15 protein-coding genes are annotated in these 25948 nt (G+C 43.2%); 8 read left to right on the top strand and 7 right to left on the bottom strand.

Annotated features, from left to right (window positions below):
* Positions 1–10: 10 nt before the first annotated feature.
* The 3 genes from I6E83_RS07190 to I6E83_RS07180 all read right to left on the bottom strand — a co-directional run bounded on the left by I6E83_RS07190 (position 11) and on the right by I6E83_RS07180 (position 4590).
* Positions 11–1453 (bottom strand): glyceraldehyde-3-phosphate dehydrogenase, encoded by a 1443-nt coding sequence (locus tag I6E83_RS07190; RefSeq protein ID WP_197100781.1) that lies wholly within the window; start codon positions 1451–1453, stop codon positions 11–13.
* A gap of 406 nt (positions 1454–1859) precedes the next feature.
* Complete coding sequence (locus I6E83_RS07185; RefSeq protein WP_197100779.1) at positions 1860–3026, bottom strand: lipocalin family protein; 1167 nt, start codon at positions 3024–3026, stop codon at positions 1860–1862.
* Positions 3027–3453: 427 nt separating this feature from the next.
* Complete coding sequence (locus I6E83_RS07180; protein WP_197100777.1) at positions 3454–4590, bottom strand: NUDIX domain-containing protein; 1137 nt, start codon at positions 4588–4590, stop codon at positions 3454–3456.
* Between the two features lie 295 nt (positions 4591–4885).
* Here I6E83_RS07180 and hemP point away from each other — a divergent pair, with 295 nt between their 5' ends.
* Positions 4886–5044 (top strand): hemin uptake protein HemP, encoded by a 159-nt coding sequence (hemP, locus tag I6E83_RS07175; RefSeq protein WP_227672156.1) that lies wholly within the window; start codon positions 4886–4888, stop codon positions 5042–5044.
* Positions 5045–5281: 237 nt separating this feature from the next.
* Here the strand turns inward: hemP and I6E83_RS07170 are convergent, their stop codons facing one another.
* The gene (locus I6E83_RS07170; protein ID WP_197100775.1) at positions 5282–10276 is read right to left on the bottom strand and encodes a translocation/assembly module TamB domain-containing protein; all 4995 of its coding nucleotides are present in this window, start codon (positions 10274–10276) and stop codon (positions 5282–5284) included.
* A gap of 72 nt (positions 10277–10348) precedes the next feature.
* Entirely contained in the window at positions 10349–13729 is a 3381-nt protein-coding gene (locus tag I6E83_RS07165) for an autotransporter assembly complex protein TamA (RefSeq protein ID WP_227680860.1), read from the bottom strand.
* A gap of 457 nt (positions 13730–14186) precedes the next feature.
* Here I6E83_RS07165 and I6E83_RS07160 point away from each other — a divergent pair, with 457 nt between their 5' ends.
* The 7 genes from I6E83_RS07160 to I6E83_RS14980 all read left to right on the top strand — a co-directional run bounded on the left by I6E83_RS07160 (position 14187) and on the right by I6E83_RS14980 (position 23643).
* The gene (locus I6E83_RS07160; protein ID WP_197100771.1) at positions 14187–15518 is read left to right on the top strand and encodes an MFS transporter; all 1332 of its coding nucleotides are present in this window, start codon (positions 14187–14189) and stop codon (positions 15516–15518) included.
* A gap of 209 nt (positions 15519–15727) precedes the next feature.
* The gene (gene coq7 / locus I6E83_RS07155; protein ID WP_110922382.1) at positions 15728–16372 is read left to right on the top strand and encodes a 2-polyprenyl-3-methyl-6-methoxy-1,4-benzoquinone monooxygenase; all 645 of its coding nucleotides are present in this window, start codon (positions 15728–15730) and stop codon (positions 16370–16372) included.
* Between the two features lie 224 nt (positions 16373–16596).
* Complete coding sequence (locus I6E83_RS07150) at positions 16597–17694, top strand: tetratricopeptide repeat protein (protein ID WP_197100770.1); 1098 nt, start codon at positions 16597–16599, stop codon at positions 17692–17694.
* 1468 nt (positions 17695–19162) lie between these two features.
* On the top strand, positions 19163–20467 hold the full coding sequence (locus I6E83_RS14725) for an esterase/lipase family protein (RefSeq protein ID WP_227680859.1): 1305 nt from the start codon (positions 19163–19165) through the stop codon (positions 20465–20467).
* 427 nt (positions 20468–20894) lie between these two features.
* Positions 20895–22391 (top strand): cytochrome ubiquinol oxidase subunit I, encoded by a 1497-nt coding sequence (locus I6E83_RS07140; RefSeq protein ID WP_110922379.1) that lies wholly within the window; start codon positions 20895–20897, stop codon positions 22389–22391.
* Complete coding sequence (gene cydB, locus I6E83_RS07135) at positions 22391–23407, top strand: cytochrome d ubiquinol oxidase subunit II (RefSeq protein WP_110922378.1); 1017 nt, start codon at positions 22391–22393, stop codon at positions 23405–23407. The genes I6E83_RS07140 and cydB overlap by 1 nt, the downstream gene beginning before the upstream one ends.
* Positions 23408–23526: 119 nt before the next feature.
* On the top strand, positions 23527–23643 hold the full coding sequence (locus I6E83_RS14980) for a DUF2474 domain-containing protein (protein WP_370463019.1): 117 nt from the start codon (positions 23527–23529) through the stop codon (positions 23641–23643).
* An 87-nt stretch (positions 23644–23730) separates the two neighbouring features.
* On the opposite strand, the gene murU is transcribed toward I6E83_RS14980, so the two are convergent.
* Together murU and I6E83_RS07125 are read right to left on the bottom strand one after the other, a co-directional pair.
* Positions 23731–24465, bottom strand: a complete 735-nt coding sequence (murU, locus tag I6E83_RS07130; RefSeq protein ID WP_197100768.1) for an N-acetylmuramate alpha-1-phosphate uridylyltransferase MurU — start codon at positions 24463–24465, stop codon at positions 23731–23733.
* A gap of 58 nt (positions 24466–24523) precedes the next feature.
* Positions 24524–25636 carry an aminoglycoside phosphotransferase family protein gene (locus tag I6E83_RS07125; RefSeq protein ID WP_197100766.1) on the bottom strand — a complete coding sequence of 371 codons (1113 nt, stop codon included), beginning with the start codon at positions 25634–25636 and terminating at the stop codon, positions 24524–24526.
* Positions 25637–25948 lie beyond the last annotated feature (312 nt).

Below are 25948 nucleotides of genomic sequence, written 5' to 3'. Positions count from 1 at the left end.
GCTTAACGTTCTATGCAGGAATTTGAGTGTAGCTAATTCCAGCCATCTGGGTCGCCAAACGCAATACCTGAGTACTATAACCTACTTCGTTATCATACCAAACATACACAATGGCTTGATTACCAGTCAGGATAGTGGCTTGCGCATCGATGATACCAACATGAGTCGTGCCAACGAAATCCGTTGATACGGCTTCTGTAGAATCAGTATACGCAATCTGCGACTGCCAAGTGCTGCTGTTAGCAATTTTACGCAAAAATTTATTCAACGCTTCAGCACTTTCTGGTGCCGTCTTAAGCGTCAAGTTCAAAATCGCTAAACTGACATTTGGTGTTGGTACACGGATGGCGTTACCCGTTAGCTTACCACTTAATTCTGGTAGTGCTTTACCAACTGCTTTTGCTGCGCCTGTGCTCGTGATAACCATGTTCATCACAGCACTACGACCACGGCGGTCTGCTTTATGGTAGTTATCAACCAAGTTTTGATCATTGGTAAATGAGTGGATAGTCTCTACGTGACCGTTTTCGATACCGTACTCATCATTCAATACATTCAACGTTGGTGTAATAGCATTGGTCGTACAGCTGGCAGCACTAATGATAGTGTCATCACCAACCGTGTCATTGTTCACACCATAAACGACGTTTTTGATATCGCCACCAGCAGGGGCAGTTAGTAGTACTTTTTTCACGCCAGTAGACTGTAGATGCTTGCCAAGGCCTGCTTCGTCTTTCCAGATACCTGTGTTATCGATAACGAGAGCATCGTTGATACCATAAGCGGTGTAATCGATTTCACTAGGGTCTTTAGCATAGATAACTTGTACAAAACGACCGTTAATAATCATGCCGTTGTTATCATCATCGATACTAATGCCACCCAAGAATCTACCATGGATCGAATCACGCTCAAGTAATGAAATACGTTTGGCCAAGTCACCAGCAGCAGCTGGACGTACGACGATAGCTTTTAACTGCATACCTTTTGCACTTGACGCTTGCGCCAATAATAAACGGGTCAAGATACGACCAATACGGCCGAAACCATATAATACAACATCTGTCGCGCCATTCACGGCACCTGCATTATTAACAGATTTTAGCGCAGCTTGTACGTCAGTGTCATTAGCAATCAATTGACCAACATCGATACGAGTGGCTTGGATATCTTTGCTCTCTGCGATGACTTTTACCATCGCTAGTGTATCAGCGATATCAATAGACTTAGCACCATGATCGCGCAATGCAACTTTTTGATGCAAAGCGAGTATTTGACCAACTGAGGTAGAGTCTAGCGTTTCGCCGAACAAGGTCACTTGTACGTCTTGCGCATTATAGAGCTTATTCAATAACCCCATTAACTCAATCGCTTGTTGCTCTTGATTGTTATAGTTGCTTAAGTGGTCTTGATGTAATTGGCGTAAGGTATCAGCGTTGCTCACGAGAAACATCCTTATGGTCAGTAATGTATGATCAATAAAATATGAAGAAATATGAAATAGATAGGTTGTGTATGCTCTAAATGGTGACTCTAATGTGATAATCAACCACTATCAATATGGGTTATTGACACTAGAGTATTTGAATCGCATAGATTTTAGCCTAAAACGCCTCATTTTGCCAGTAGTAACCGATTAGCTAGTGTGCATAATAGGTTTCATTCTCATATACAGACTCATATATAAACAGGGATAAAAATAAAGGCAGCCATATATGCTGCCTTATTAGTTTTTTTGAATGAGAGTTACTATGACTTTTTATTTATTGAAATAACCTGATAATAACCAGTTATCTATCAGATATTCAGATATACAAATTCATTCTACAATTCAATTTAACGTTTTATATTCATATTAACTATGGCGTCAAATTTACCGTCTGATTGGTTTGCGGTGTGAGCTTAAATTCTTTTAAGTCATAACCTTGTTGTTGTGCAATCTGACGATATTTAGAATAGGTTTCTTGACTGACATTAGGTGAACGAGCCAATAGCCATAGATAATCTTTGTCAGGTGTGCCGACCAATGCCGTCTTATAATCAGCATCACGTGCTAGTACCCAATAATCGGCACGGCCGACTGGCAACCAACGAATCCATGAGGGCAAGAAAGTTACTTTGAGCTTACTACCAGTCTCGTCCGTTGGCTTAGCGAGACCTTCAGCAACAATCTCCGAGCCATCTTCGGCCATACACTTGTTAGTGACGGTTATACCTTTTCCATCAGCTTTTTGAGCATAATTGGCCGTAACATCACCTGCACATTTACGCTGAAAGTACATCGGTAAGCGACCTATCTCGTACCACGTTCCAGCATATTTTTCGAGGTCGACGCTATCGACTGTCGTTGGGGTATTTACAGACTTATGAATGATGGCGCTTGGTTCGATAGACAGCATCTCTGTTGTCGTCTTATCCATCGTTGCATTGGTAGCCGCCATAGACGCTGCATTGACTGGAGGCGTAGCAGCATAAGCTGAAAACGCAGCCAATGGTATAATAATAGCTAAGGCAATACCTGTATGTTTGATCAGTCCATTCATAAATATGCGCTCCGGTATTTCTTTGTATGATGAATGAGTGGTATCCGATGACGAATCGGTTTCTTGTTCAGAATCTCTATGCTCATACTTATCTTTTGTTATTTTTATTTGACCACCTACAGATTCTGAGGTGATTGGCGTAGACAGAGTCAGTCCTTGGGACTGTTCAACACTGCTTTTCAAATCATTATTTTTCGTAATGTCATCATCAGACATAGCAGACTCTTTTGCCTTTAACAGGCTTTTGACAGCGCTCTTGTACCCAAAATAACTGTCTTGCGAAGACGTGTCTTTTACCGAATGGCTCGGATACTCATCATTCGATTCGTCATGGTTGTAGCTAGCATCATTGCTGGCATAGCCTGCCTTTTGCGCATTATCTTTATCTAGATAATAACTGCTTGACTGGCTAGTCTGCTGAGATTGAGAACCAGCTTCCTGTGAATCAGACCATCCTGACTTAGGTAACTTGTTGGCTTTCATAGAATTACCGTTATTAATAATGACTGTGAAAAATTCTTTGTGTATTTATCCACCTAGTCTAACTCTCTGAACGTCGCCAAATTCAAAAAGCGTGTCTAATAAGTAAACCAGCGCTACAGAATTTGATTTTATTGCAAGGGTCAAAATATGTTTTCATAGGCAATTTGCTAATGAATAATAAACAGTTTGCTTATGAATGATAGAGTAAATACTCTTTAATTAGGTATTCTATATTAAGGACAACTTGACTATTAAAACAGTGTCGCAATGTAGGGAAACGCAACGGTTTGTAAGTAACTAGGTCTTTATGCGGTAGAACAAACACCTAATAAAAACATAGTTACTTACTGGATAAATATCAGACAAATCAGTGATATCCCTGATAATTTTCAACAAATAATAGGCTCAATATAAGCCGAATTTCTTCTCATTTTTCACTGTTAAAAAACTGACGAATACCAGCAACGCTGATACCGCCATGTGCTAATGCTTGATCTATCATCGTGGGTGATAGACCGCCCAAACCAATGACTGGCATATCGGCCAGCTGTGCTAAGGCAGACCATGCCTCCCAACCAAGTGGTACAGTATCAGGATGCGTGTGAGTGGCTAATACTGGTGAGATGAAAATACCGATCACTGGCGGTAGCTGTTGCTGTATTCGAGCACTGGCGAGTTTGTTGGCCGCTTCAATACTGACAATATCGTGACAGCTGATTATCAATGGAAAGTCATCCGATAAACAATGCTCAGATACAGAAGTGTCTGAAACACTTTCAAGCCATTGCATTAATGCCGTATGGGTCAAATGATTTGCAACGACTTGATGAGAGATATTTTCATCTTTAATTAGTATTGACTTATCAACGTCCATAAACTGGCTATCGGCATCATAAGGTACAATCGCTTGAACGTCTGGACGGACATGCATCAATTGCGCTGCTAGATTGTCTGAGCGCCCTGCATCAGATTCTTTTGTTCGAATATAAACTAAAGACTCTGGTGCTAAATAGGCTTGATGATATTGCAACCATGCTGCCGCTGGATCTGTACATTCGCTAAAATGTGATAATGAATAGGTAATCGTTATCTGCGTTGGCAATCTCAGCCATTCTAGAATCGTTTTATTCGCAGCGGGCAAGGGATATTCACCTGCCAATAGCTTAGACTTATTCACCCATGTCAGTGCCTGCCCTTCTAATCCATATTCGCAATGTTTATGCTGCTCGTATTGCTGTGCTGCCAGCTCAATCTTGTAAACCTGTAGTACAACCTGCTTGTCACCATAGTCATGATGCAAACGACCAAGCTTGACGACAATGTCATTCCCTATAGCAATCCCTGTTTCTTCAGCGACTTCTCTAACCAGCGCCTGTTCAGCACTCTCATTGGCATCAATCTTGCCACCGACGAACTCATAGCGATTGCCTTGATGTTGGGTAGCATTTCTAAACCCAAGCAAATAGTGCTCTTTATGGTGAATAACAGCGACAGCAACATTTACGATAACTGCTTTTTTATCTATGGTTTGGGTTATTTCTTGTTTATCTGATTTACTTGGCATGGTTTTGTCCTTCGTTATTTATTTTTATTCAGTCATTCAAAAATATTAGAAAATATTAGAAAATAGCAATCATCTAACTTAAGATACTGATTCTAAAAATAATTATTATAAATTAGCTTGTTCAATGTAGGCTTTATGACAACTGCTTTAGATAAGTTTACATAATAACTGCATTTTATTTTATCAATTGTCTTGCAAAATCATTCAATCTAAATGATAATTATTATCGTTAAAGACGATTACTTACTGTTATCGCTACTCAGCTATTTTTTATCAAAAGGATTTTATTATGAGCATGGTCATCTCTCGTTATCTAAACTGCCGCGAAAACCGCCTACCTACTCTACAATCACAGCACTTATTTGCCCTAACCAAGGAAGTACGTATCGAGCATGAAGGTGAAGAGTACCGCCTACGCCTGACGCGTAATAATCGACTAATCCTAACCAAATAGAACGAACATCACTCGATGTCCACTTATAAAAAAACGCCTTCATTAAAAGGCGTTTTTTTATAAGTGGACATTACTATAGTCATTGTTAATTGATATGGGTTTTAGATATTGATAATAATTTATAGTCAAAGAAATCTAAAATTGCTACAAGGCAGTCGACTGCAGATTGTACAGGTAGTACATCTAAGGAGACTAACACCGTAGCAGTTTAGTAGTTCTCTGACTATAGCGTTGCGTTTAGAACTGCCAGCTATAAACCACATCTACTGCATTCTCTGCAGCGGCGCTTGCTTCAACATAGATACGACGCGTCAACTGGTAACGAACCGACAAGCTATTCTGAGCATTAAATACACCCACTCCGTAACGAATATATAAATCAGGGGTCACATAACCAGTGACGTTGACATTGGTGTCTTCACTGCTGCCTGATGCATCCACAGTCAGAGATTGCAAACCAAAAGCCTGACCTATCTGATTGGTTAAGCTGCGCGTGCCACTCAGTCCGAAACTCAATCCAGCTGCTGCTAAGTTATTGGTAACCTGCGATTTAAATCCTTGCTCACTGATTTGGGTCGCACCTGTATTAGTAAGGCGGCCTGTGACCAACGCATTCATCGCTTGCTGCTGTGTCAGACCAGCATTGTTGAAGACGATGATGTTTGGTGATTCAGTATCACCTTTAACGCGTAGGCCTACTATTTTCCCTTCAATGCTTTTGACTGCTTCGACACTTAAGGTCGGGTTCATCACATCCCCATCAAAGCGTACTTGACCATAATTGAGCTCTAAACTTTGACCAAAGGCATTGATGTCCGTACGACGCGATACCTGCACCACACCTTTTGCACGCATAACCCCAGTACCATTTTGGGTGATATTAATCGCCCCTGCTAAAGGAATCACGGCACCGAAGCCACGGAAATTAATATCCTCACCCAAGTCAATACCAATATTTGCATTGATAGACCAAGGCTTCGAGATGGCCAAGACTTCATCGATATTACCAATCAAACGACGATCGAGCACAACTGCATCTTCGGTTTGCGTCACGATATCTTCACTGGCTTCTGGTGGACGGATAGTCGCTGACGGTACACTAATGGCACCTTTAATATCAACATAGCGATCGCCTGGGCGCACAATAATATCAATATCCGGATCGATTTCAGCCACTAGCAACGGCGGCTGAGTAAGCACCAAGCCTTCGCCGATAACACTTAGCTTAGCCTGTAGCTTCTGTTTCCAATCAACCGTTCCTGTTAGAGAGCCTTTACCAGTACCACTGTTAAACGTGCCATCCATCGTTGCTTGAGTGCCACGAATTTTGGCAGCAGCATTCACATTGGTCAAGTTAATCGGTAAATCCAACATGGCGATACGGCCATTAGAAAGCTTCACATCACCATAGAACTGCGGCTTGTCCAGCGTACCACCGACGCCACCTGCCATCGTGACATTTCCTCGCAGGACTCGCATCCCTGGGAAGAAAGGCTTGAATATCGCTAGATTGAGCTCATTGAGTACCAGTGCACCCGAAATTGGCTTAGGCGCTTTATAAGGATCAACAACGACCTCAGCATAGCCACGAGCACCGCTTCCGGTGTTGATATCTGTGCGTAGCTTGAGGCCTTCTGGAACGGATACAGCAATGAGAGAAACCCGCTTATAAGGTAAAGTAACAGCAGCGCTATCACCCTCTTGAGCTAAGCCAATTTTGCCATTATCCGAATACAACGTTGTATTAATAGTCGGCGGACGACCACGTTGCCAGCCGACAATGGCTTTACCATTAATCTTGCCATGCCAATCAATATCTTTGGGCAAAAAGACTGAGAATAATGAAGTATCTAAATTCTGTAAGGCCACATCGACCTCACCTTGATCTGGTGATGCGACTAGTTTTTTGCGTAAACACAGCTTGCCAGTTTGATCAGCAGCTTGCCAACAATGCGCAGCTAGCTGTACTTTAAAGTCCGTGTTTTTCCCGTTCTGTTCATTAGGTAAATTCACAATCAACTGCGCTGGTTGCAACTGGTTTAAGGTCGCGTATTTAGACTGAATGCGACCCTCACCGATGACTCCAGACCAGCTCACGTTATTGCGATTGAATCCACCTTTGACTCGCGCACCAATAGTCAGCTGCTCATTGGCCACGTCTAGATCGACCACGTGTGCCTGCTCTGTCCCATTGAATGAAGCCTTAACATTTTTAAAACTCTGTCCAGCAGCATCTAAGCCTTCGGCAGTAATGATAAGCTGACTTGGGCTATTTGCTAGATTGACCAGTTTTCCGCGAACACGACCCTGACGTAAAACAAAGCCTGGTAGCGCAAGACGCTCACCCACCAAATCAATATAAATGGTTGGCAACGCTTGTCCTACTGGCTGCGACAAAGTGGCACCGCCAGTTACTTTACCAGCCAGCTGGTCTGAGAGTTGATCTAAGCTGGTGATATTGATTTTGGTTTGTAGCTGCTTAGCATTACCGTTAGCAGTTACGTAATTATCACCCCAACGCAGTACGAGGTTTTCGGCATTTAAGCTATCAATTAAGGCGTTTACTTTTTTGTATTGCGCTTGAGCATCTTGCGTTTGCAGACTTTCAAAGTAGCTTGCCAAGTCTTTTGGTAAGCGCATTTTCGCCGCCAAGCTGCCTTTAGCGCTCAACGTTTGCCCTTTTAACATACCGCTCAAATTAACTTGCTTGATATTGATAATTTGCTGCGAATCACTCCAGCGTCCATCAGTATCTATCGTACCCGTGATAAGACTTGGTGTGTCTTTTAGGAAATACCCTAGGTTAAAACGATCCATTACCGCATTGATATCCCACGCAACTCCTTGACGCACATCTACAGTACCTTTGGCATCAATGCTGCCGGCAGCACCCACATGACGGAAGCGTTTGATACGAATCAATTGATCATCGCCACTGGCATCAATAGTCAGCTTACCTGCTGGCAGTTGCTCAGCATCCAGTACACCATCGAAATTTACGGCAAAACGTTTCAGCTTACCTGGCGTTTTTTTACTATTGCTAGGCGGCGTTTGCCATTCACCACTGGTGGTTAGGTCGCCCGTCAGAATCGCTGGGTTATTGGGTAGAAAATAACCCAAATTGAAATCGTCAAAGCGGCCATCTACCGTCCAGCCAATATTTTTGCGTAAATCAATGACACCCTTCGCTGCCACTGCACCAGCCTCGCCATTATAATTTAATTTACGGATACTAATCAGATTTGGCGTGCCAGCAGCATCAATAGATAAGCGGCCTTTTGGTACATCTGCCGTATCAATTTGGCCATCAAAACGCGCATCAAATACAGAAAGCTCTCCACCCACGATATCGATGCTAGCATCACCATCACCTGTTATACCGATGGTACGACTGTCTTGTGTGGCATCAAGCTGCGTCTGCAAATCAGTGTTATTCAGCGTAATGATATGGCGCTGACCACTGACACCGCTTTTGGTGATATTTAACAAACGACCGCGGGCGTTAATACTACCTGTCAAACGCTCAAGTGGTAAGTCACTGCGGTATTTTTTCGGCAGCAAGCCTTTGGTACTCGCGTCAATCTGCCATGTAAGTGGTGTATTTTTACTCGCTAGTCGAATCTGTCCAGTACCAGATAGGTCGCCTACGATCCCTTCATAGTTCAATCGATTGATATCAATGACGTCACCAGCTTTACGTAGACGCACATCATAGTTGCCTTTTGGAGCAGCATTGAGCTCATTGATAACCGCGTTGGCATCAACGGATAGCTGTGAGTCACGAATGATGACATCTGCCTGTCCACTCGGGCTATTAATATTGCCGACATCAGGCACATCACGGCGGACTAGGTTTTGCCATTTAGCATCAATATACCAAGGGGCCGCCTGTTTAGATTTCGCTGAAACTTTGCCACTGGCAATATTAGCATTAACATGCTCACCATCACGTTGACGTAAGTCTGCATCTATCTCTGTATTACCAGCGCTATTCTGCTGCTGATAATGTAGCGACAGTCTACCATCAAGCGTTTGCGGTGCGTACGCTTTAAAGTCAGCGTACTCATCAGGAATCGCTTGGCGGATATCAAAGTTACTGCCTGTCGCTCGGATTTTTGCATCAAAGCTGCTCTTCCAATCTAAAATACCTTGCAACACCAGACGTCCAGCAGGCACATCAGCATCTAAACGATCAATACGCAGCTGACTATCAGCAATAATCGCACGGCCTTGATAATGACCTGAAGGAATGTCTTTGGCCGTCAGTTCAGTATTGATGCGTAGACGTATCTCAGAGATGACACCCTCTGCTGTGGCCGTACCGCTTTTTAGGCGAATATCTTGATCTTCTGCATACGGGATTAAGATATCATCCCATTGCAGTTTTGCCCGAAACGGTGAATCGCTGTCCAATCCCTGCACGATAAAATCACCGGTAACATCACTATCATTATAGCGGCTGCTTACTTTACCAACCGTGCGCTTGAGCGTACCTGTTGCGGTAATGTTTAGTGGATCAATATAGGCTTGTTCTAGTGCACTTACTTCTGCAATAGCACTTAAATCTAGCGGATAATCGCCTTGTAAATCAATTTCACCTTTTAAAGCACTGATATTGACGATGTCAGCATACTGCAAATCACCACGAGCAATGGATACCGTACTGCCGACCCAAGTCAAATCACGGGCAACGATATTACGGATGATGATAGGCTCTTTGGTCACTTGCTTATAAGTGATGCTTTTGATTTTAGCTTGATCAAAGCGTAGATTGACGGGTAACTGCAGGGTTTTATAATCGAAGGGCTCACCCGTTGGTGGCTCATTATTGATAATCTCAATAGTCTGTATATCGGCCTCACGCAAATGCACTTCTTTGGCAAATACAGCGCGCCAGCCTATCTTTACATAGGCTTTATCAACCAATATCTCAAGGTCTTCAGTCGCCTTGATATCAATGTCGGTCACCCAAATACCGTCACGCAAGTTACCTTGCCCATATTCGAACTCTATGCCTGTCTCGGCACTGACTTTCTCTAATATAAACTTGGTACCTGACTCTGTGCCAGCCGCATAAAAGAACACCGCAAACATAATCGCGAGTACGATTAAAATCAGCACCAGTAGTTTGAGCAAAAATGATAACGGATACAAGCGCCTGACTGCACGAGCGTCACGCTGTGCCGGATCTTCATCTGGTGAGTTACTAGGCGGGTTGTTTTTTGTCAGCATGGCACTCAACTACGTTAAAGAATGATTACCGGCAATCGGTACGATAAATAAATAACAGAACGAATCAAACAATTATAAAGGCGAACCAATAAAGAAGTGCAGTCTAATGGGAATACTCTCCTCTGTCACGCCAGCCGCCACATCGACTCGCACCACGCCCACAGGTGACGACCAACGAATACCGACGCCGACACCGACCTTTGTCTCAGTATCGAAATTTTCGTCATAAGCATTACCCACATCCGTGAAGAATGCTGCACGAAGACCCGGTTTGAACTCATAGTTATACTCTGCACTACTCACCGCAAGAATTTGACCACCTGTCAGATAGCCGTTCTCTAGTGGTGATAAGCTTTCATAGTCATAGCCACGGATACTCTGGTCGCCACCTGCAAAGAAACGTAATTTATAAGGCACTTCGTAAAAATCATCTGCCCAGATATAGCCCGTATTCAGACTGCCCAATACTTGATGCTTATCGGCATCGCCGAAGCTATAAAGACCACTAACACCTGCACGAACGATTGCCATATTGGTATCACTAGCAACTGATTCACTGCCTGCTTCAATAGAGTAAGACTGACGTATGCCCTGAGTCGGATTAGTCACACTATCTATACTGGTTTTACTCATACCATAGCCAAATAACAACGCTTGCTGACTAGGATTTGAAGACGTAAAACGTATAGGCAGATCATCCAACTCTGTTTCATCGACCCCTGTTTCTAACTCATCCAAACGGTAGCGCACAGAATAGCTACGATTCCATCCGTTATCTTGACGGATGTTACGTGCCAATGCTGCTTTTAGTGTTCGAGTAGACAGGTCAAAGTTGCCTTCGCCTTGGTCGATCACTTCTTCCTCATAAGTCAGACGTGCATCTAGCTTATCATTGAGTGGATGCTTCCAAGGTCGACTGGCATAGACCGCCACATTTTTAGCAATTCTTGAAACTTCCGTTTCCGCACCAGCCTGATAACCTTTACGATTTATCAGGTTATAATCTATCTTTGCCGTTGCTCTCACGTCAGTATCTGTACCGTAACCAAGACCGACTTGAGCGTCGCGCGGTTTGTCAGAGGCAACAAATACATACAACGGTACTTTTTTACTTTCTGCTACTTCTTGCGGTGTTTTACGTCCTGCTAATGTCGGTGGCACAAAGCTTTCATCGGAAAGCAGGCTTTTTTCATCAGGCAGTATTTTTTGAGCGACATTACTGATTGAGTCACTGATTTTACCTAACAGGTTGTCTGCTTCTTGAGGTTTTTCATCTAATACCCGATCGTTCGGCAAACGGCTTAAACGATCTGCTTTTTGTTCAATGGCTTGCAGCTTGTCTAGGGTTGCTTCATCAGCCTCGAACTCGATAGCAGCAATATCGTCTTCATTGACTGTGTTTTCACTAACCACGCTGCCGTTATTAGAGTCGCTGGCGCCACTAACAAGTGCCTCGTTCGCCGTCATTAAAGATTCATTACCATTATTAATGACATCAGTAATGCTACCGCTACTAACGTCTTCATTTGACTCTGACGTACCGTTGCTATTCACTGGGGTATTATCAAAAGCCAATGTGCTGGCTTCACTACTTTCGTTCGGTGGTAGTATCGACTCAACGTTCACTGTATTAAAGTAACGAGTCGCTGATAAATCATTACTAAATTTGGTCACATCAGGCGCATAAAATGGATCGCCGGGTTTGAAATCAAGCAACTGCTGCAATAATGGCAGCTCAACAGGCAGCTTATCAGGGTCTTCCGTTAACGTATTGGTCTCTCGGTCATAGGTAAAAAACACAACGTCATCAAATTGGTAACGACTGCCCGTGTCATAGACCAAAGAGACGTCTGCTGTGTTATCCGGCAAGATAATATCAACCGATTTGTTTAGCCAATATTGGTCAAAATAACCATAGGTATTACTCAGTGACTCTAGCGCAGCTTTGCTGTTTTTGTAGACACGGTGATTGAAGATATCTTCTTCTTGTGGTGGGAGTTCTTTTTCAAAGTTTGCAAATTCCTCTTGCTCACTACCTTCGCCACGAATCTCAATAATACGGCTATCGACACGTACTGGCTCACCCAACTCTTCAATAACCACATCCAAAGTATCGCTACTAGGCTGGCGCAGACTCAAGGTAACCTCATAGTAGCCCACGGCTTTCGCAGCATCTAGTGCCGTCTGACGCAAGCGCGGTAAAGCAGCAGTAAAGTCAGCAACGGACTGAACTGTGGTGTTATCCAGTGCGGCTTTAATGTTTTTCATTGGCTGGATATCATTATCCGCCTTGGTTTCTTTTGGTTCGCTATCGTCCGTATCTTCAGACGTGGCCTCCTGTAAATAGATGGTCGTTTCAACATTAGGTATGGCAATGGCGCCATCATTAAAGAAACGATTATAAAGGCGCTTTACGATGTTGCCTTTGTTACGTTCCCGAGGTCCAGGTCTATTGGTTTGTTCGACATTTTCAACGGCTACCTGAGTATCTGTTTGATAATCTGGCAGATAGTCACCTGGATCGATAATATTTGCTGTCGCACCCTCTACATCCGTCACATCACTAGTATTCGCGACTAGCTCATTACTATTATCAATAGCATCGCTGTCGCTATTATCATCATCACTATCACTATCACCGTCCACACTTTCAGCACTGACAGAGCCGCTGATATTTATCGGATTCGACACCAATTCAGTCGCTGCTGTTGGCTCAGTGGCTTTTTCACTCTTACCCAATGTATCAAGATTACTAGGTAATGGTAGGCTGTCAGCATCAAGATCCACATCTAAACCAATAGGAGGTGCGGTATCATTCAAAGTCGCGATTGGTGCTGTAAAGTCACTATCAACATCACTATTACTGATGCCATTGGCATTATTACGGTTATTACCGCCATCTATCGTATTAATGTCTTGGGTATTTTGCGTATTCAATTCAGCCAGTTCACGATCTATCTGCGCAGGCGTCATCATCTGATAACCCTGCTGCTGTATCGCTGTGGCTTGTTGCAGCAACTCATCATCCGAACTATCAAAAATATTGCGCTGAGCATCATCATTTGAATCTAAAAGTGTGGCTAACTGACTGGCCGCTACTTGATTGGTCATGGATTGAGCAGGAGTATTTGCATTGATAGCAGTATCAGCCAAAGCTGCAGGTGCGATACCAAAACCGACAAAGCTGGTCGCTAAAGCAGAAAAAAGCGCAGAGCGTGTAAAGTGAATGCGCGGCGCATCGCACGTAGCCATACGAGGGCCGTTTTGAGTCTGGCAAGTTTGAGTCTGGCAAGTTTGAGTCTGGCAAGTTTGAGTCTGGCAAGGTTGAATATCGCAAGCTTGAGCATGGCAAGTTTGCATGCGTTGGGCACTGATACTATCTGGCACATTTATAGAGGTATCACACGGATTAACCGATACAGGACGCGCTAGAGTTGAAGGCTGGTGGTTCATGTTTATTTCCTATCACCTCACGCGGCACAATGTCATTAACGAGGGCAATCGCTAAGTCTTACCGGTGAATAAACTTATTAACAGTTGGATGAGATTCTGATTGACTACCTTTGCTCTTGATAATGACAGTCTACGGCCTATAGTGCAAACTTTAGTCCTGAGTGCCGTCATCGTATCAATAGGTAGGTAGACTGTATTGCTAGCGGGGCTTGCCATCACTTATATATAACAGTAAAACCCTGTAAAATTCACAAATCATAACGTAGATAATTATGAAATCATAGCGTCGGGCGCATGTATTTACACCAAAGCCTTGCTATTATACGTCCTAATATTAATAAAACCTATGCTATATTTCGATAAGTTTTTGATACTATTAATAATTACCTTTATCTTAAAAGCCGCACTCCGTATGTCCTTTTAATCTATCAGCCGCGATCTATCTGTAGGAACTTTCATGGCAAATCAGTTTCAGTTATTTAAGCACCGCCGGTTTAGTGCCATGTTTTTTACCCAGTTTTTGGGCGCGTTTAATGACAATGTTTTTAAGCAAGCGCTCATACTGGTTCTGACTTACACCGCTGCAAGTCAGTTGGGAATGGAAGTCAGTATCTTAAATAACTTAGCCGCGATGTTATTTATCTTGCCCTATTTTTTGTTTTCAGCGCTGGCAGGGCAAATTGCGGATAAATACGAAAAGTCAAAGCTAACGCAATTGATCAAACTGCTTGAACTTGTGATCATGGCGATCGCTGCGGTTGGTTTCGTGTTTGAGTGGTATGCCCTATTATTTGTAGCATTGTTTTTAATGGGTACCCATTCAACTTTTTTTGGACCGATTAAATACGCCTACTTGCCGCAAGCGATGAAAGAAGACGAGTTGGTTGGTGCCAATGGTTTGTTTCAAATGGGCACCTCATTAGCTATTCTGCTGGGTATGATTATCGCGGGCGTCCTCACACAACTGGCGCAGTCGCTATATTGGATTAGTGTGACCGTTCTGATCGTAGCCGTGTTGGGCTATTTGGCAGCACGTTACATTCCAACCATGCCAGCGATGCAGCCCAGTCTAAAAATCAACTGGAATATTTTCACCACCAGTTTGGCCACGGTTCGCTACTTATACTCATTACCTTTTTTATTCTGCGTCATCCTTGGCAACAGCTGGTTTTGGTTTTATGGTGCAACGTTCTTGACCCAAATGCCAGAGCTTAGCAAAGTCATTTTGCATGGTGATGAGTCAGTGGTGATTTTCCTATTGACGCTATTTTCAGTTGGCGTATCGATTGGTTCATTACTGTGTAAATCATTGACCAAAAACCAAGTCAGTTTGCGCTTATTACCTTTTGGTATTGCTGGATTAAGTATTTTTGCGATCGATTTATATTTCTCACTATCAGGCCTCAATATCAACGTGAGTAATGACATCTTTCTCAGTGTCAGTGATTTAGTGGGTATGAGTGGTAGCTGGCGAGTATTTGCAGACTTGTTCTTTTTAGGCTTTAGTGGCGGTCTATATATTGTGCCTTTGTATGCGTCTATGCAGGCGTATGCACCCAAAAGCCATCGTGCGCGTATCATTGGTGCTAATAATATCTTTAACGCGATATTTATGGTTACCTCAGCGATTTTCGCGATTGTTATCTTAAATACGTTGGCGTTGAGCATGCCTCAGCTGTTTTTGGCAACAGGACTACTCAATATTGCATTTGGCGCGTTTTTATATATTAAGCTCAATAGGCATATCAAAAGTGCTGTGATTCAAACGCATGATGAAGTCGTTCCATAAATATGCTAAAGCTGAATTGAGTATTACTATAGTAATCAGTATGTTTTTGAGCCGATAATATTCGTGCTGATAATTTAGATTGTTTGCTATAGTAATGCTTGTGAAGCCGAGACTATAATTGTCTTAGAAAAACAGACAACCTTATTTTTTGACAGCACCTTTTAATAACAGTACCTTTTGATAGTACATACAGCCATTAGGAGTGAATTATGGCCCTACGTCCCTTATCCAAAATTGACCAGTTCTTACTCGGCGTCGATAAGGCATTACGAGCTGTCGTACCGCACTCAAACCCTAGTACCCGTCCATTACCAGTCAGCAACGATGAGATTCCTGAGCTGACCATCACTGAAGCACGGCATGTCGCAGGGCTGATGCGTATCAATCATACTGGTGAAGTATGCGCGCAAGGGCTTTATCACGGTCAAGCCTTTGCGGCGAAAGACCACGGCGTCAAGCAAGCCATGCAACACTCTGCCGAAGAGGAAGTTGACCATCTGGTTTGGTGTGAGACTCGTCTAAGTGAGCTTGGTAGCCACGCCAGTCTCTTTACGCCACTATGGTACGGCATGTCTTTTAGTCTTGGGGCAGTAGCTGGTGCTATCTCTAATGAGTTCAGCTTGGGGTTTGTCGCAGAGACAGAAGCACAAGTCAGTGAGCACTTGCAAGATCATATCCAGCAACTGCCTGAGCATGACAAACGCTCAAAAGAGATACTGGCACAAATGGATATCGAAGAGTTACACCATCGTGAGCTCGCACTTGCCAGCGGCGGCGCTGCATTGTCACCGCCTGTACGCAAGACGATGCGCTGGATGGCCAACCGTATGAAAGCCACTGCTTATCATTTGTAGTAGTAAACGATGTAATTGCCAACTCTAGATTAATAGAGACTATAAGCTTGATTATCGCGTCTGCTATCGAGTTTTTGACGTTTATTATTAACAATCCTACTACTGATAGCGTAAAGCTTAATTTGCTACGGTATGAGAAATTTGTACGATTTTGCAGCAAAGACACAACCTATATGACCATTTAATTGCTAAATAACGACTAAATAAACAAGGTAACAATCTTTATGAAAACCACTAAAAAATCAATGCTCTCTAGCAGTGTGTCTACCAAGTCTTCGAAACTGGTCACGATGACCGCACTGGCAGCCGCATGCACAATGTTGCTATCAGCGCCTGTCAATGCAGCTGAAACCAATGCAGCAGCCACATCCGTCCCTAGTGCTGTAGACTCTAGTAAACGTGTGATTCGTTTGGCACAACCCAAAGCAGACAGTACAGCTCAATCAAGCACTCAACCAGTGCCACAAATTAACGTCCCTGTCGCTGCTACTCAACAAAGCGCTCCTACGCAAAGTCTTTTTCCAATGAGTTCTGGGCAGCCACAAACCGTCACACCTGCCCCAACCAAGCCGGTGTACACAGGTAGCACTCATGTCTATGAGCCGGGTCCAATGACGACATCTGGTATAGATCTGCGTAGTGGCCAACTTGCAAACATTCCAACGCCGAAAGTACAGTTGTCAGACGTGAGCTTTTTAAAGACCGTATTGATTCCACAACAAACAACCGCTAACTCTGACAAATTAGATGTGAGTCTGCTTGATGACTTTATCCAAGAGGCGTCACCTAATGCCCGCCATTATCCACCGAACTTCCCTAATCGTACACAACGATATAATGTTCGTGAAAAAATCAAAGTATTGGCTGAATGGATTGAACCTTATGCCCTGTCACCAAATGCCTCTTATGATGTACTGCTTCGTGCAGCCAAGCTTAACGGCATGGGACGTAACCTAGATTTGGGTTCAGACTATACGATACGCGGCGGAAAATATGTGGATCGTGCCATCAAGCTTCAACCTGATAGCGGTGAAGCTAACTTCTTGTATGGCATGATGCTATCAGAAGGCGGCGGTTTTAAAGAAGGTCAAAAATACTTAGATAAAGCCGTCTCTCTAGGCTATACCGAAGCAGAGCAAAGCTTGGCACAGTCGGACGTCTTAAGCGACCGTCGTGATAGCGCGTTAGAGCGTCTGCGTCGCCTTGAGAGTAAAAATCCCAACAATGCTATGATTGGTCAGCAAATAAAACTTGTTGAAGAAGGTAAGTTCTATATTTGGGACATACCAGCACCTGACATCAACGTTAAACCAGGTGTCTAAAACGGTTTTATGTATTGATCAAAATGATTGATACATAATCTACGACCAAAGCAGTCAGCGTCTTCATTTTATATCGATATTATTTCAATATAAAATGGAGACGCTTTTTTGTGTCCACTAATAAACCAGTTATTCTAATTAGCCTCTTATCCCGCTTAAATGAATAATATATTCGATTGGTGAAGTGTAAATATAATTAAGCAATATCGATAGTAGTATCAATGATAGATAGTCTTATTCCTTCGATATTACTTAATGACAAAGCCTAAAATAAAAAAGCTTAATCGCAAAAGTTACGCTACACTCTCTCTTGTACACCGCTTACTGACTCATACCTTGATGACTAACTGGACTGAACTATGACTTTCGTTAACCCTATAAAAAATATGGTAACGCACGCCAATAAAAAAAGCACACCGATCACTTCAGTTGCTTTGATAGTAGCGATGGCATTATTGCCGGCATGTAGTACGGTCTCAGTGAATAAACAAGCTTCAGCAAAGACCATTACGGCACAGCGTGGCAACATTGTCACGGACAACAAGCTCAGTAGTGATACCGCATCAGCACTTCTATCAGCAGGGCTCAATGAGCAAGCTTGTATGCAGCAGTTTGATTTATGTTTGACTCAGCTCACCGATAGCATCTTAGATGAACATCACCGTTCCTCACTGGCTATTTTTTCTGAACTACATTACGCAAAGGCTCGACAGCTTGCCAAATCGCAAGACTGCCTCAACGCCCTTTCTCGCCCGCCACTCGACCCTTATTATGCCAATGCACCGTTAAGTGATACCGAGGCCAATACTCAACAAGAAAACACCAGTCGTTGCCTAACTGGCTATCAAGAGCGATTGTTTAATGCGATAAAATACAGTTATACCTATCTATTTTATGACAGTTTAGCGCATGATTTTGAAGGTGGCGCTCAGGATAGTAGCCATTCTAGTGCACCAAACCGCATTCCAAACGATACCGATATTCAGACCCAAGATATCTATAATGCGGCGAGCAACGATGTCATCACTCAGCTCTACAAGGCAGTAGATGGTTCAGATAAATTGATGGGCGACCCGCAGATAGAACATTTACCAATAGCCTCTACTAAGCGTGATAACAGCGCGCAGGCGGCTATTGCCAATCGTGCACCTCTAGAAGGCAAGACTACCGACCAAGTCAAAGTCATGAAGATACGAGTCGATGGCTATGACCTCGGTGTTTATTTGCCCAATGAAAACAGCTATCTGCAAAATGCACATAAGCAAACCTCCGCTCTAGCAGACTTAGTCTCTACTTATGATTTACGTCTCTCTGGACTAAACTCAATCAGTAAACGTCCAGGCTTGGGTATTANTCAGGTCAATCGGATGATAAAAAAGACAATATCGACGATAGTAAACCAAGTTCGCGAATTTATCCCACAGGCCACTTACTGTTAACGGGTCTGATTGAACCTAGTGGCGATAGCGTGCTAGAAGTACTAGACAGTCGTAAACTCGACATCCACCTGTATAATCCGTATCAAAGCGAAAGTGTTAATATCCTCAATAATGACTATCCACTGGCAGCCAACTTCTCTGCCGGTTATGGCTTATGGCTATCAGAGAACCAACTAGATGGCGTCGGCTATCTAAATTTGATTACTCGCCAACCAGAAGAGAGACTGCCCAAACTATTCATGCTCGAGCCTTATGACCCCAATAAGCGCGTGCTGATTATGCTGCATGGCTTGGCCTCTAGCCCTGCAACGTGGGTGAACTTGACCAACGATATTCTCAATGATGATAAGTTACGTGACAACTATCAGGTTTGGCAAATATTTTACCCAACCAACTTACCTATTTTAGAAAACCGTTACCAAATCCAACGTTTGATTGACAGCACTTATCAGCAGACGGATCCGACAGGACAAAATCTCGCGAGCAAAAACAGTGTGATTATCAGTCATAGCATGGGTGCTGTGATCGCTCGCATGATGCTGTCTGATGAAAACTTAGTCGATGACTTAGACAATCTCGATGATCAAAACATACTCTCTAATAGTGAAAAACGTAAAGTCCGCGACGCACTCAAAGCTTCTTTTGGTGAAGCACAACTACAAGAACGTTTTAAGCTACAGACATTACCACAAGTAGATACCGCTGTCTTTTTGTCTGCGCCGTTTCGCGGTACTGATTATGCAGACCGCTGGTTCACGCGTGCCCTACGCCGTGTTGTCTACTTACCCGTTGGCTTAGTGAAAACCGTCACTGAAAATTTGGCAACGATTGCAACGAAAGGCGATTTGGCAGACAACCCATTAGGCGCGCTATATCTACAAAACGGTGCTAGCCAGCTCAGCGATAAATCCTCCTTTATACAGCTCACCAAAGATCTCGCCATCAATGACCGCATTACTTATCACTCAATTATTGCCAATAACGATGCTGACATCACCAAAGGACTGGCAGAAATGCAGCCGGGCGGTGCGAGAATCGACTTGTCACAAGCGATAGAAGAAGACGCAAGAGGTGAGGCTATTAGCACAAGTGAAAACGCTGATTCTGATAACACTAAACTGACAGATGAATCGCTTGTAGCGGCCGTTACCATCGATGAAAATATCAGTCAGGCATTAACTGAACGCTTATCTGACGGTATCGTCCCTTATACCAGTGCCCATCTAGACGGTGCTGCTTCTGAGACAGTCATTAACGGTGGTCACAGCATTCAAGAAAACCCTCAAACTATTTTGACATTAAGGCGTATACTGCATCAGCAGCTCAATCAATAGTTTAGGCTCTTTTGAACATTGACGATATTGAAGACTGCTGAGTACGATAAAACACCTTCTTTATACTTTATTACAATATATAATATTGTATAAGGAATATAGCATTAACTTATTCTTACTAATTTATATTTACTAGTAAGTATGCGTTACATGGCCTTACTTGTAGCGATAAAGCTGCAGGCGCATAATGAAGCATCAGTAACAGTAATTGAATGAACGACTATTTCTTAATTTGTATGGATATAAATTATTTATTCAGTTGAATCGCTTTAGTCATAGCATAAATAAAACGGTTTAACTCGCTAATATTCACAGCTAAAGAAAACCTGATTATTGACCGCGATACTCGTATAAAAGGTTGCGGGCAGTTACTTGAGCGTATCATGGAAGCTTGCGCTACTTGGCTAACAAATAAAGGTAAGCGCTTATGTTCGCTGCATTTATGATCGACCAAATGGACGCGTTGTTACTCGCGCGTATTCAATTCGCTTTTGTTATTTCATTTCATATTGTATTTCCTGCTTTTTCTATTGGACTAGCCAGTTGGTTGACGGTGCTTGAATTCCGTTGGCTTCGAACGGGCGATCCTATCTATGCCGAAGTTTATAAGCATTGGATTAAGATATTCGCTGTCGTCTTCGGTATGGGTGTCGTATCCGGTGTGGTAATGTCCTACCAGTTCGGCACCAACTGGGCGGTATTCTCTGACAAAGCCGGTAACGTCTTAGGCCCACTACTCGCCTATGAAGTACTGACTGCATTCTTCTTAGAGGCTTCTTTCTTAGGGATTATGCTGTTTGGTTGGGGACGTGTAAGTAAGCGCATGCATTTTGCTGCAACCGCAATTGTCGCCATCGGTACACTGATTTCAGGTTTTTGGATTTTAGCCGCCAACAGCTTTATGCAAACACCGCAGGGCTTTATGGTGGGCGCAGATGGCTTGCTATACCCAACCAACTGGCTTGAGATTATCTTTAATCCTTCTTTCCCTTACCGTTATGCTCATATGATGACAGCAGCATTTTTGACAACTGCATTCGTCATTGGGGGTATCGGTGCTTATTATTTACAATCCAAAAAACATACTGAGCACCGCAAACACGGTCGTGTCATGCTAGGTATGGCGATGATTATGGCCATATTTGTAGCGCCAGCTCAGGTATTGATTGGCGATGAACATGGTCTAAATACTTTAGAGCATCAACCAGCCAAAGTCGCTGCAATGGAAGGTATCTGGGAAGATGAGCGCGGCGCCGCCTTACGCTTATTTGCGATTCCCGACCAAGAAAACCAAACCAATAAATATGAAGTTAAGATTCCATATGTCTCTGGTTTGATTTTGACACATTCATTAGATGGTGAAATCAAAGGTCTCAAAAACTGGGCACCTGAAGACCAACCGCACGTTATGATTGTGTTTTGGGCGTTCCGTATCATGGTTGCTATTGGTATGTTGATGGTGCTGGTCGGTTTATTCAGCATATACAAATACTTCAAAAAACAGCAATTCAATCCCGAAAGTGTCTGGTTCCACCGTGCGTGGATGATGATGACACCGCTTGGTTTTATTGCATTATTATCCGGTTGGTTTGTGACTGAAACGGGTCGCCAACCATGGACCGTGTATGGCGTGATTCGTACAGCTGAGAGTATGTCACCGGTCGCTGCACAGCAAGTCGCGACCACATTGATTGGTTTCATTGTGCTGTATATCTTTGTCTTTGGCGCAGGCAGTTTCTATATCCTACGCTTGATTGCTCAAGGGCCAAAACCTTATTCAGACCCTTCTGAAGATAACTTCTATGAGCATTCTGTCACAGAAGGTCAAGGTCGCACGTTGACTGGCGATACCAGTGCTGGCGACAGAATGAGAACAGACCTTGATGAACCTGCAGATGACATCGATGAAGGAGGGTTACGCTAATGTTTAACTACGGTGATGTATTAGACTTACCTTTGATTTGGGGCGGACTTATCGCTCTCGCAGTCTTCGTCTATGTTTTACTGGACGGTTTCGATCTAGGCTGTGGTATTTTATTTCCATTTGCAGGCTCCGATAAAAATCGTAGCCGCATCATGAACTCTATCGCACCGTTTTGGGATGGTAATGAGACATGGTTGGTATTGGGCGGTGGTGGCTTGTTCGCCGCTTTCCCAGTCGCTTACGGTATCATTATGACGGGTCTTTATTTACCTGTGACAGCGATGTTATTTGGTCTTATCTTGCGCGGCATAGCATTTGAGTTTCGATTTAAATCTTCGACACGTCGCCATGTCTGGGATACTTGCTTTTTTGTCGGCTCAGTACTTGCTACTTTTTCTCAAGGGATTATGCTTGGGGCATTGGTACAAGGGCTTGAAGCGAGCAATCGCTTGTATACCGGTGGGCCGTTTGACTGGCTAACGCCTTTCTCTATCGTCTGCGGTTTTGCGATGATTATCGGTTATGCCCTACTTGGCTCTACCTGGCTTATTATCAAGACAGAACACAAATTACAAGTTTGGGCACGCAGAGTTTCTGGCTGGATGCTATCTGCTTTAGTTGTCGCCATGATTGTCGTCACAGTATTTATGTATTTTTCAGATATCAATGCACTCGACGGATGGTTTCACTTCCCAGACTTATTATATCTGGCTCCCATGCCTATTATCGTCATGGTGTTATTCTTTATTATGCGTAAAGACTTGAACACTGAACGTGAATACCGTCCATTCTTATTGACTGTCGCGCTATTTTTGATGGGTTATATCGGTGTTTGTTCTGCCATGTTCCCTTATATCGTACCGTATCAAATGACGATTTATGAAGCAGCCGCAGCAGATACGTCACTGTCCTTTATGCTCGTTGGTGCTGGTATTATGCTACCCATTATTTTGAGTTACACCGCTTTTGCGTATTACACCTTTAAGGGTAAGACGGATCATGAGCATATGTACTGATAAGTAAGAACGTTAAGCATGGACATATGAATTGATAAAACAGTCACTGGCTATTGCTGTTATTGGCAGTAGCTATACTGATGTTCAAAAGCGTATTGACACGTAAATGGGAGACGAGCATGAAAAAGCTCAGTAAGAAAAAGTCACAATGGCTATGGTTTGTCGGCCTATATGTGGCAGGATTTTTGGTTGTGTTTACCATCGCACAGCTAATCAAACTAGCAATGGGTGTTTAATATTTATTGAAATACACGCATAAAAAAGCAGCGTTGATTAAATCAACGCTGCTTTTTTATGCATACTCATATAAGAATTTATTGAGCTTATGCACCTAAGTGGTTTTTAGCACCCTTACTTTCGATAAACTCGTTTACCTGTTCCAAGCGCTCAGGCGTGCCCACATCTATCCAATTGTCAGTAATAACTTCAGCGGTAATCTGAAACTTGAGCATCGCTTGTTTGAGCAATGGTGCCAACGCTGCTGGCTGACCTGATACCAAGCCATCAACCAATCTAGGCGACATCACACTGATGCCAGCAAAGGTATATTTATCACCATTACCTACAGGTTTCTCACTAGCAAGACCATTATTAATCGCAAAATCTCCACTATCATTGTGCGCCGGATTATCAATCAAGAGTAAATGCGCACGCTGATCCGCACCCAGTGTGTAGTCTTGCAACTGGGTAAAGTCATAAGTCGTCCAAACATCAGAATTCACTAAGATAAATGGCTCATCACGCAGCTTACCAGTTTGTAGTGCTTGGAAAATACCACCTGCCGTTTCTAAAGGTTCATCGCCTTCTACTGACCAATGCAGTTTTACGCCATATTGAGCGCCATCGCCCAACGTATCGATGAGCTTATCAGCCAACCACGACGCATTGATCGTAATGTCAGTGATACCTGACGCCTGTAGCGCTTTGATGTGCCAAACGATAAGCGGCTGACCCGCAACTTCCACCAAAGGCTTGGGCGTCTCAAGCGTCAACGGGCGTAGACGAGTACCCTTGCCCGCTGCCAAAATCATGGCTTGTGTAATCGTAGAGGTAGACATGTACCCTCCTATAATGTGTGAGTTTTAAGCTCTCGAGATGCTAATATGATAAATAGATTTAGATATACTGTTGCACAAACTTATGCTGATATGCAGGCAGCACGGTATCCACAAACCATTTATTAAATGGTAGTAGTGCTTGTTGCAAGCTATCACTACCATGTTTGCCAAGCCACTCTAGCTCAAAAACTAAATCACTCATCACTTTAGGAATATCTGCTAAATAGCGGTCTTTACCATCACGCTCAGACAAACGGATGAAAATCCCCAGTACTTTTAGATGACGCTGTACGCCCATTACATTGACATCATTTTCAAACTGTTGCGCACTAGCAGCTGTGGTTAGTTCTGCTTGCTGCTGTAATTGCCAAAAGTCTTTCATCCATTCAGATATTTGATGCTCCGGCCATTCAACATAAGCATCACGTACCAATGACACCAAATCATAGGTGTAAGAGCCAACCACTGCATCTTGAAAATCAATCACACCCAAGCGCGAATGGTCTGCTTGATCTTGCATCAGATTGCGACTGTGATAATCACGATGAACGATGACTTGTGGCTGGTGCAAAATCTCTTTCGTCAAGGCTACTTTTAAATTGTCCCACAACGTTTTATCAAGCGCTATCCCGATATACGGTATAAACCAATCCGTAAACAGCTCCATTTCACGATCTAATAACGCCGTATCATAATCTGGCAATTGGTGCTGAGATTTTGCTGTCTCAACAGGTACGGTCTGTAATGCGACCAACGTCTGCATTGCCAATTGATAGTACTCGTTCACTTGAGTAGAGGGTGCATCAACAAGCAAATGGGCGAACTCTACCGCACCAAAATCTTGTAAGATCAAAAAGCCTTTGGTCACATCTTGTGCGACAATCGCTGGTACATTAATAGCAGGTGACATCAATTTTGCGACGTTAATGAACTGACGCATGGCGTCTTGTTCGTCAGCAGAATCCATGACAATGTAATTCAACGCTCCATTACCATCATCTTTTGGTAGTTGAATACGATGATATTGGCGGGCGCTGGCATCACCAGGCAGGCTATCCAAGTTAAATCTTTTACCTGTAAATATCTGCTGCAACCAGCTCTCTAGCTGCTGTAGGCGACTATTGGTTTTGGTATCAGTCATGTTCGGCTCTAAAGTTAGTTTGTCAGTCATAATGGGCATCGCAGGTTAAATATAAGTCGTAAACAATTAAAGTAGTGATAAGTCAGGCAAAACCTTGTTAAAATGGTGAAATCTTGAGCCACAATAACTGCTATAACAAGTATATTGAGTTATCATTCAATATCTAGCGGCGCTAAGCATAATCTCGGCAATCATTCGAAAAGCAGCCTAGCTATATTATAAATTTTGGTAAATAGTGTAGCTGATTTGGTTTTTTTTGACTATGATTAGTCGTCATTATATGTAAAACACTCAAATTCTTGAGATCGCTATTAGCAATTAGTGATTTTTTAGTCGTTTATT

Source organism: Psychrobacter sp. SZ93C1 (assembly GCF_015864635.1).
In the GTDB taxonomy this organism is placed as follows: domain Bacteria; phylum Pseudomonadota; class Gammaproteobacteria; order Pseudomonadales; family Moraxellaceae; genus Psychrobacter; species Psychrobacter fozii.
This window is presented reverse-complemented; position numbering and strand designations above follow the sequence as displayed.

Excerpts from the sequence above, each read along its gene's own strand:
- I6E83_RS07150 (WP_197100770.1), top strand. The coding sequence starts at position 16,597 with ATGAAAACCACTAAAAAATCAATGCTCTCTAGCAGTGTGTCTACCAAG.
- I6E83_RS07125 (WP_197100766.1), bottom strand. The coding sequence starts at position 25,636 with ATGACTGACAAACTAACTTTAGAGCCGAACATGACTGATACCAAAACC.
- cydB (WP_110922378.1), top strand. The coding sequence starts at position 22,391 with ATGTTTAACTACGGTGATGTATTAGACTTACCTTTGATTTGGGGCGGA.
- coq7 (WP_110922382.1), top strand. The coding sequence starts at position 15,728 with ATGGCCCTACGTCCCTTATCCAAAATTGACCAGTTCTTACTCGGCGTC.
- hemP (WP_227672156.1), top strand. The coding sequence starts at position 4,886 with ATGGTCATCTCTCGTTATCTAAACTGCCGCGAAAACCGCCTACCTACT.
- I6E83_RS07165 (WP_227680860.1), bottom strand. The coding sequence starts at position 13,729 with ATGAACCACCAGCCTTCAACTCTAGCGCGTCCTGTATCGGTTAATCCG.
- I6E83_RS14980 (WP_370463019.1), top strand. The coding sequence starts at position 23,527 with ATGAAAAAGCTCAGTAAGAAAAAGTCACAATGGCTATGGTTTGTCGGC.
- I6E83_RS07190 (WP_197100781.1), bottom strand. The coding sequence starts at position 1,453 with ATGTTTCTCGTGAGCAACGCTGATACCTTACGCCAATTACATCAAGAC.
- murU (WP_197100768.1), bottom strand. The coding sequence starts at position 24,465 with ATGTCTACCTCTACGATTACACAAGCCATGATTTTGGCAGCGGGCAAG.
- I6E83_RS07160 (WP_197100771.1), top strand. The coding sequence starts at position 14,187 with ATGGCAAATCAGTTTCAGTTATTTAAGCACCGCCGGTTTAGTGCCATG.
- I6E83_RS07140 (WP_110922379.1), top strand. The coding sequence starts at position 20,895 with ATGTTCGCTGCATTTATGATCGACCAAATGGACGCGTTGTTACTCGCG.
- I6E83_RS07170 (WP_197100775.1), bottom strand. The coding sequence starts at position 10,276 with ATGCTGACAAAAAACAACCCGCCTAGTAACTCACCAGATGAAGATCCG.
- I6E83_RS07185 (WP_197100779.1), bottom strand. The coding sequence starts at position 3,026 with ATGAAAGCCAACAAGTTACCTAAGTCAGGATGGTCTGATTCACAGGAA.
- I6E83_RS07180 (WP_197100777.1), bottom strand. The coding sequence starts at position 4,590 with ATGCCAAGTAAATCAGATAAACAAGAAATAACCCAAACCATAGATAAA.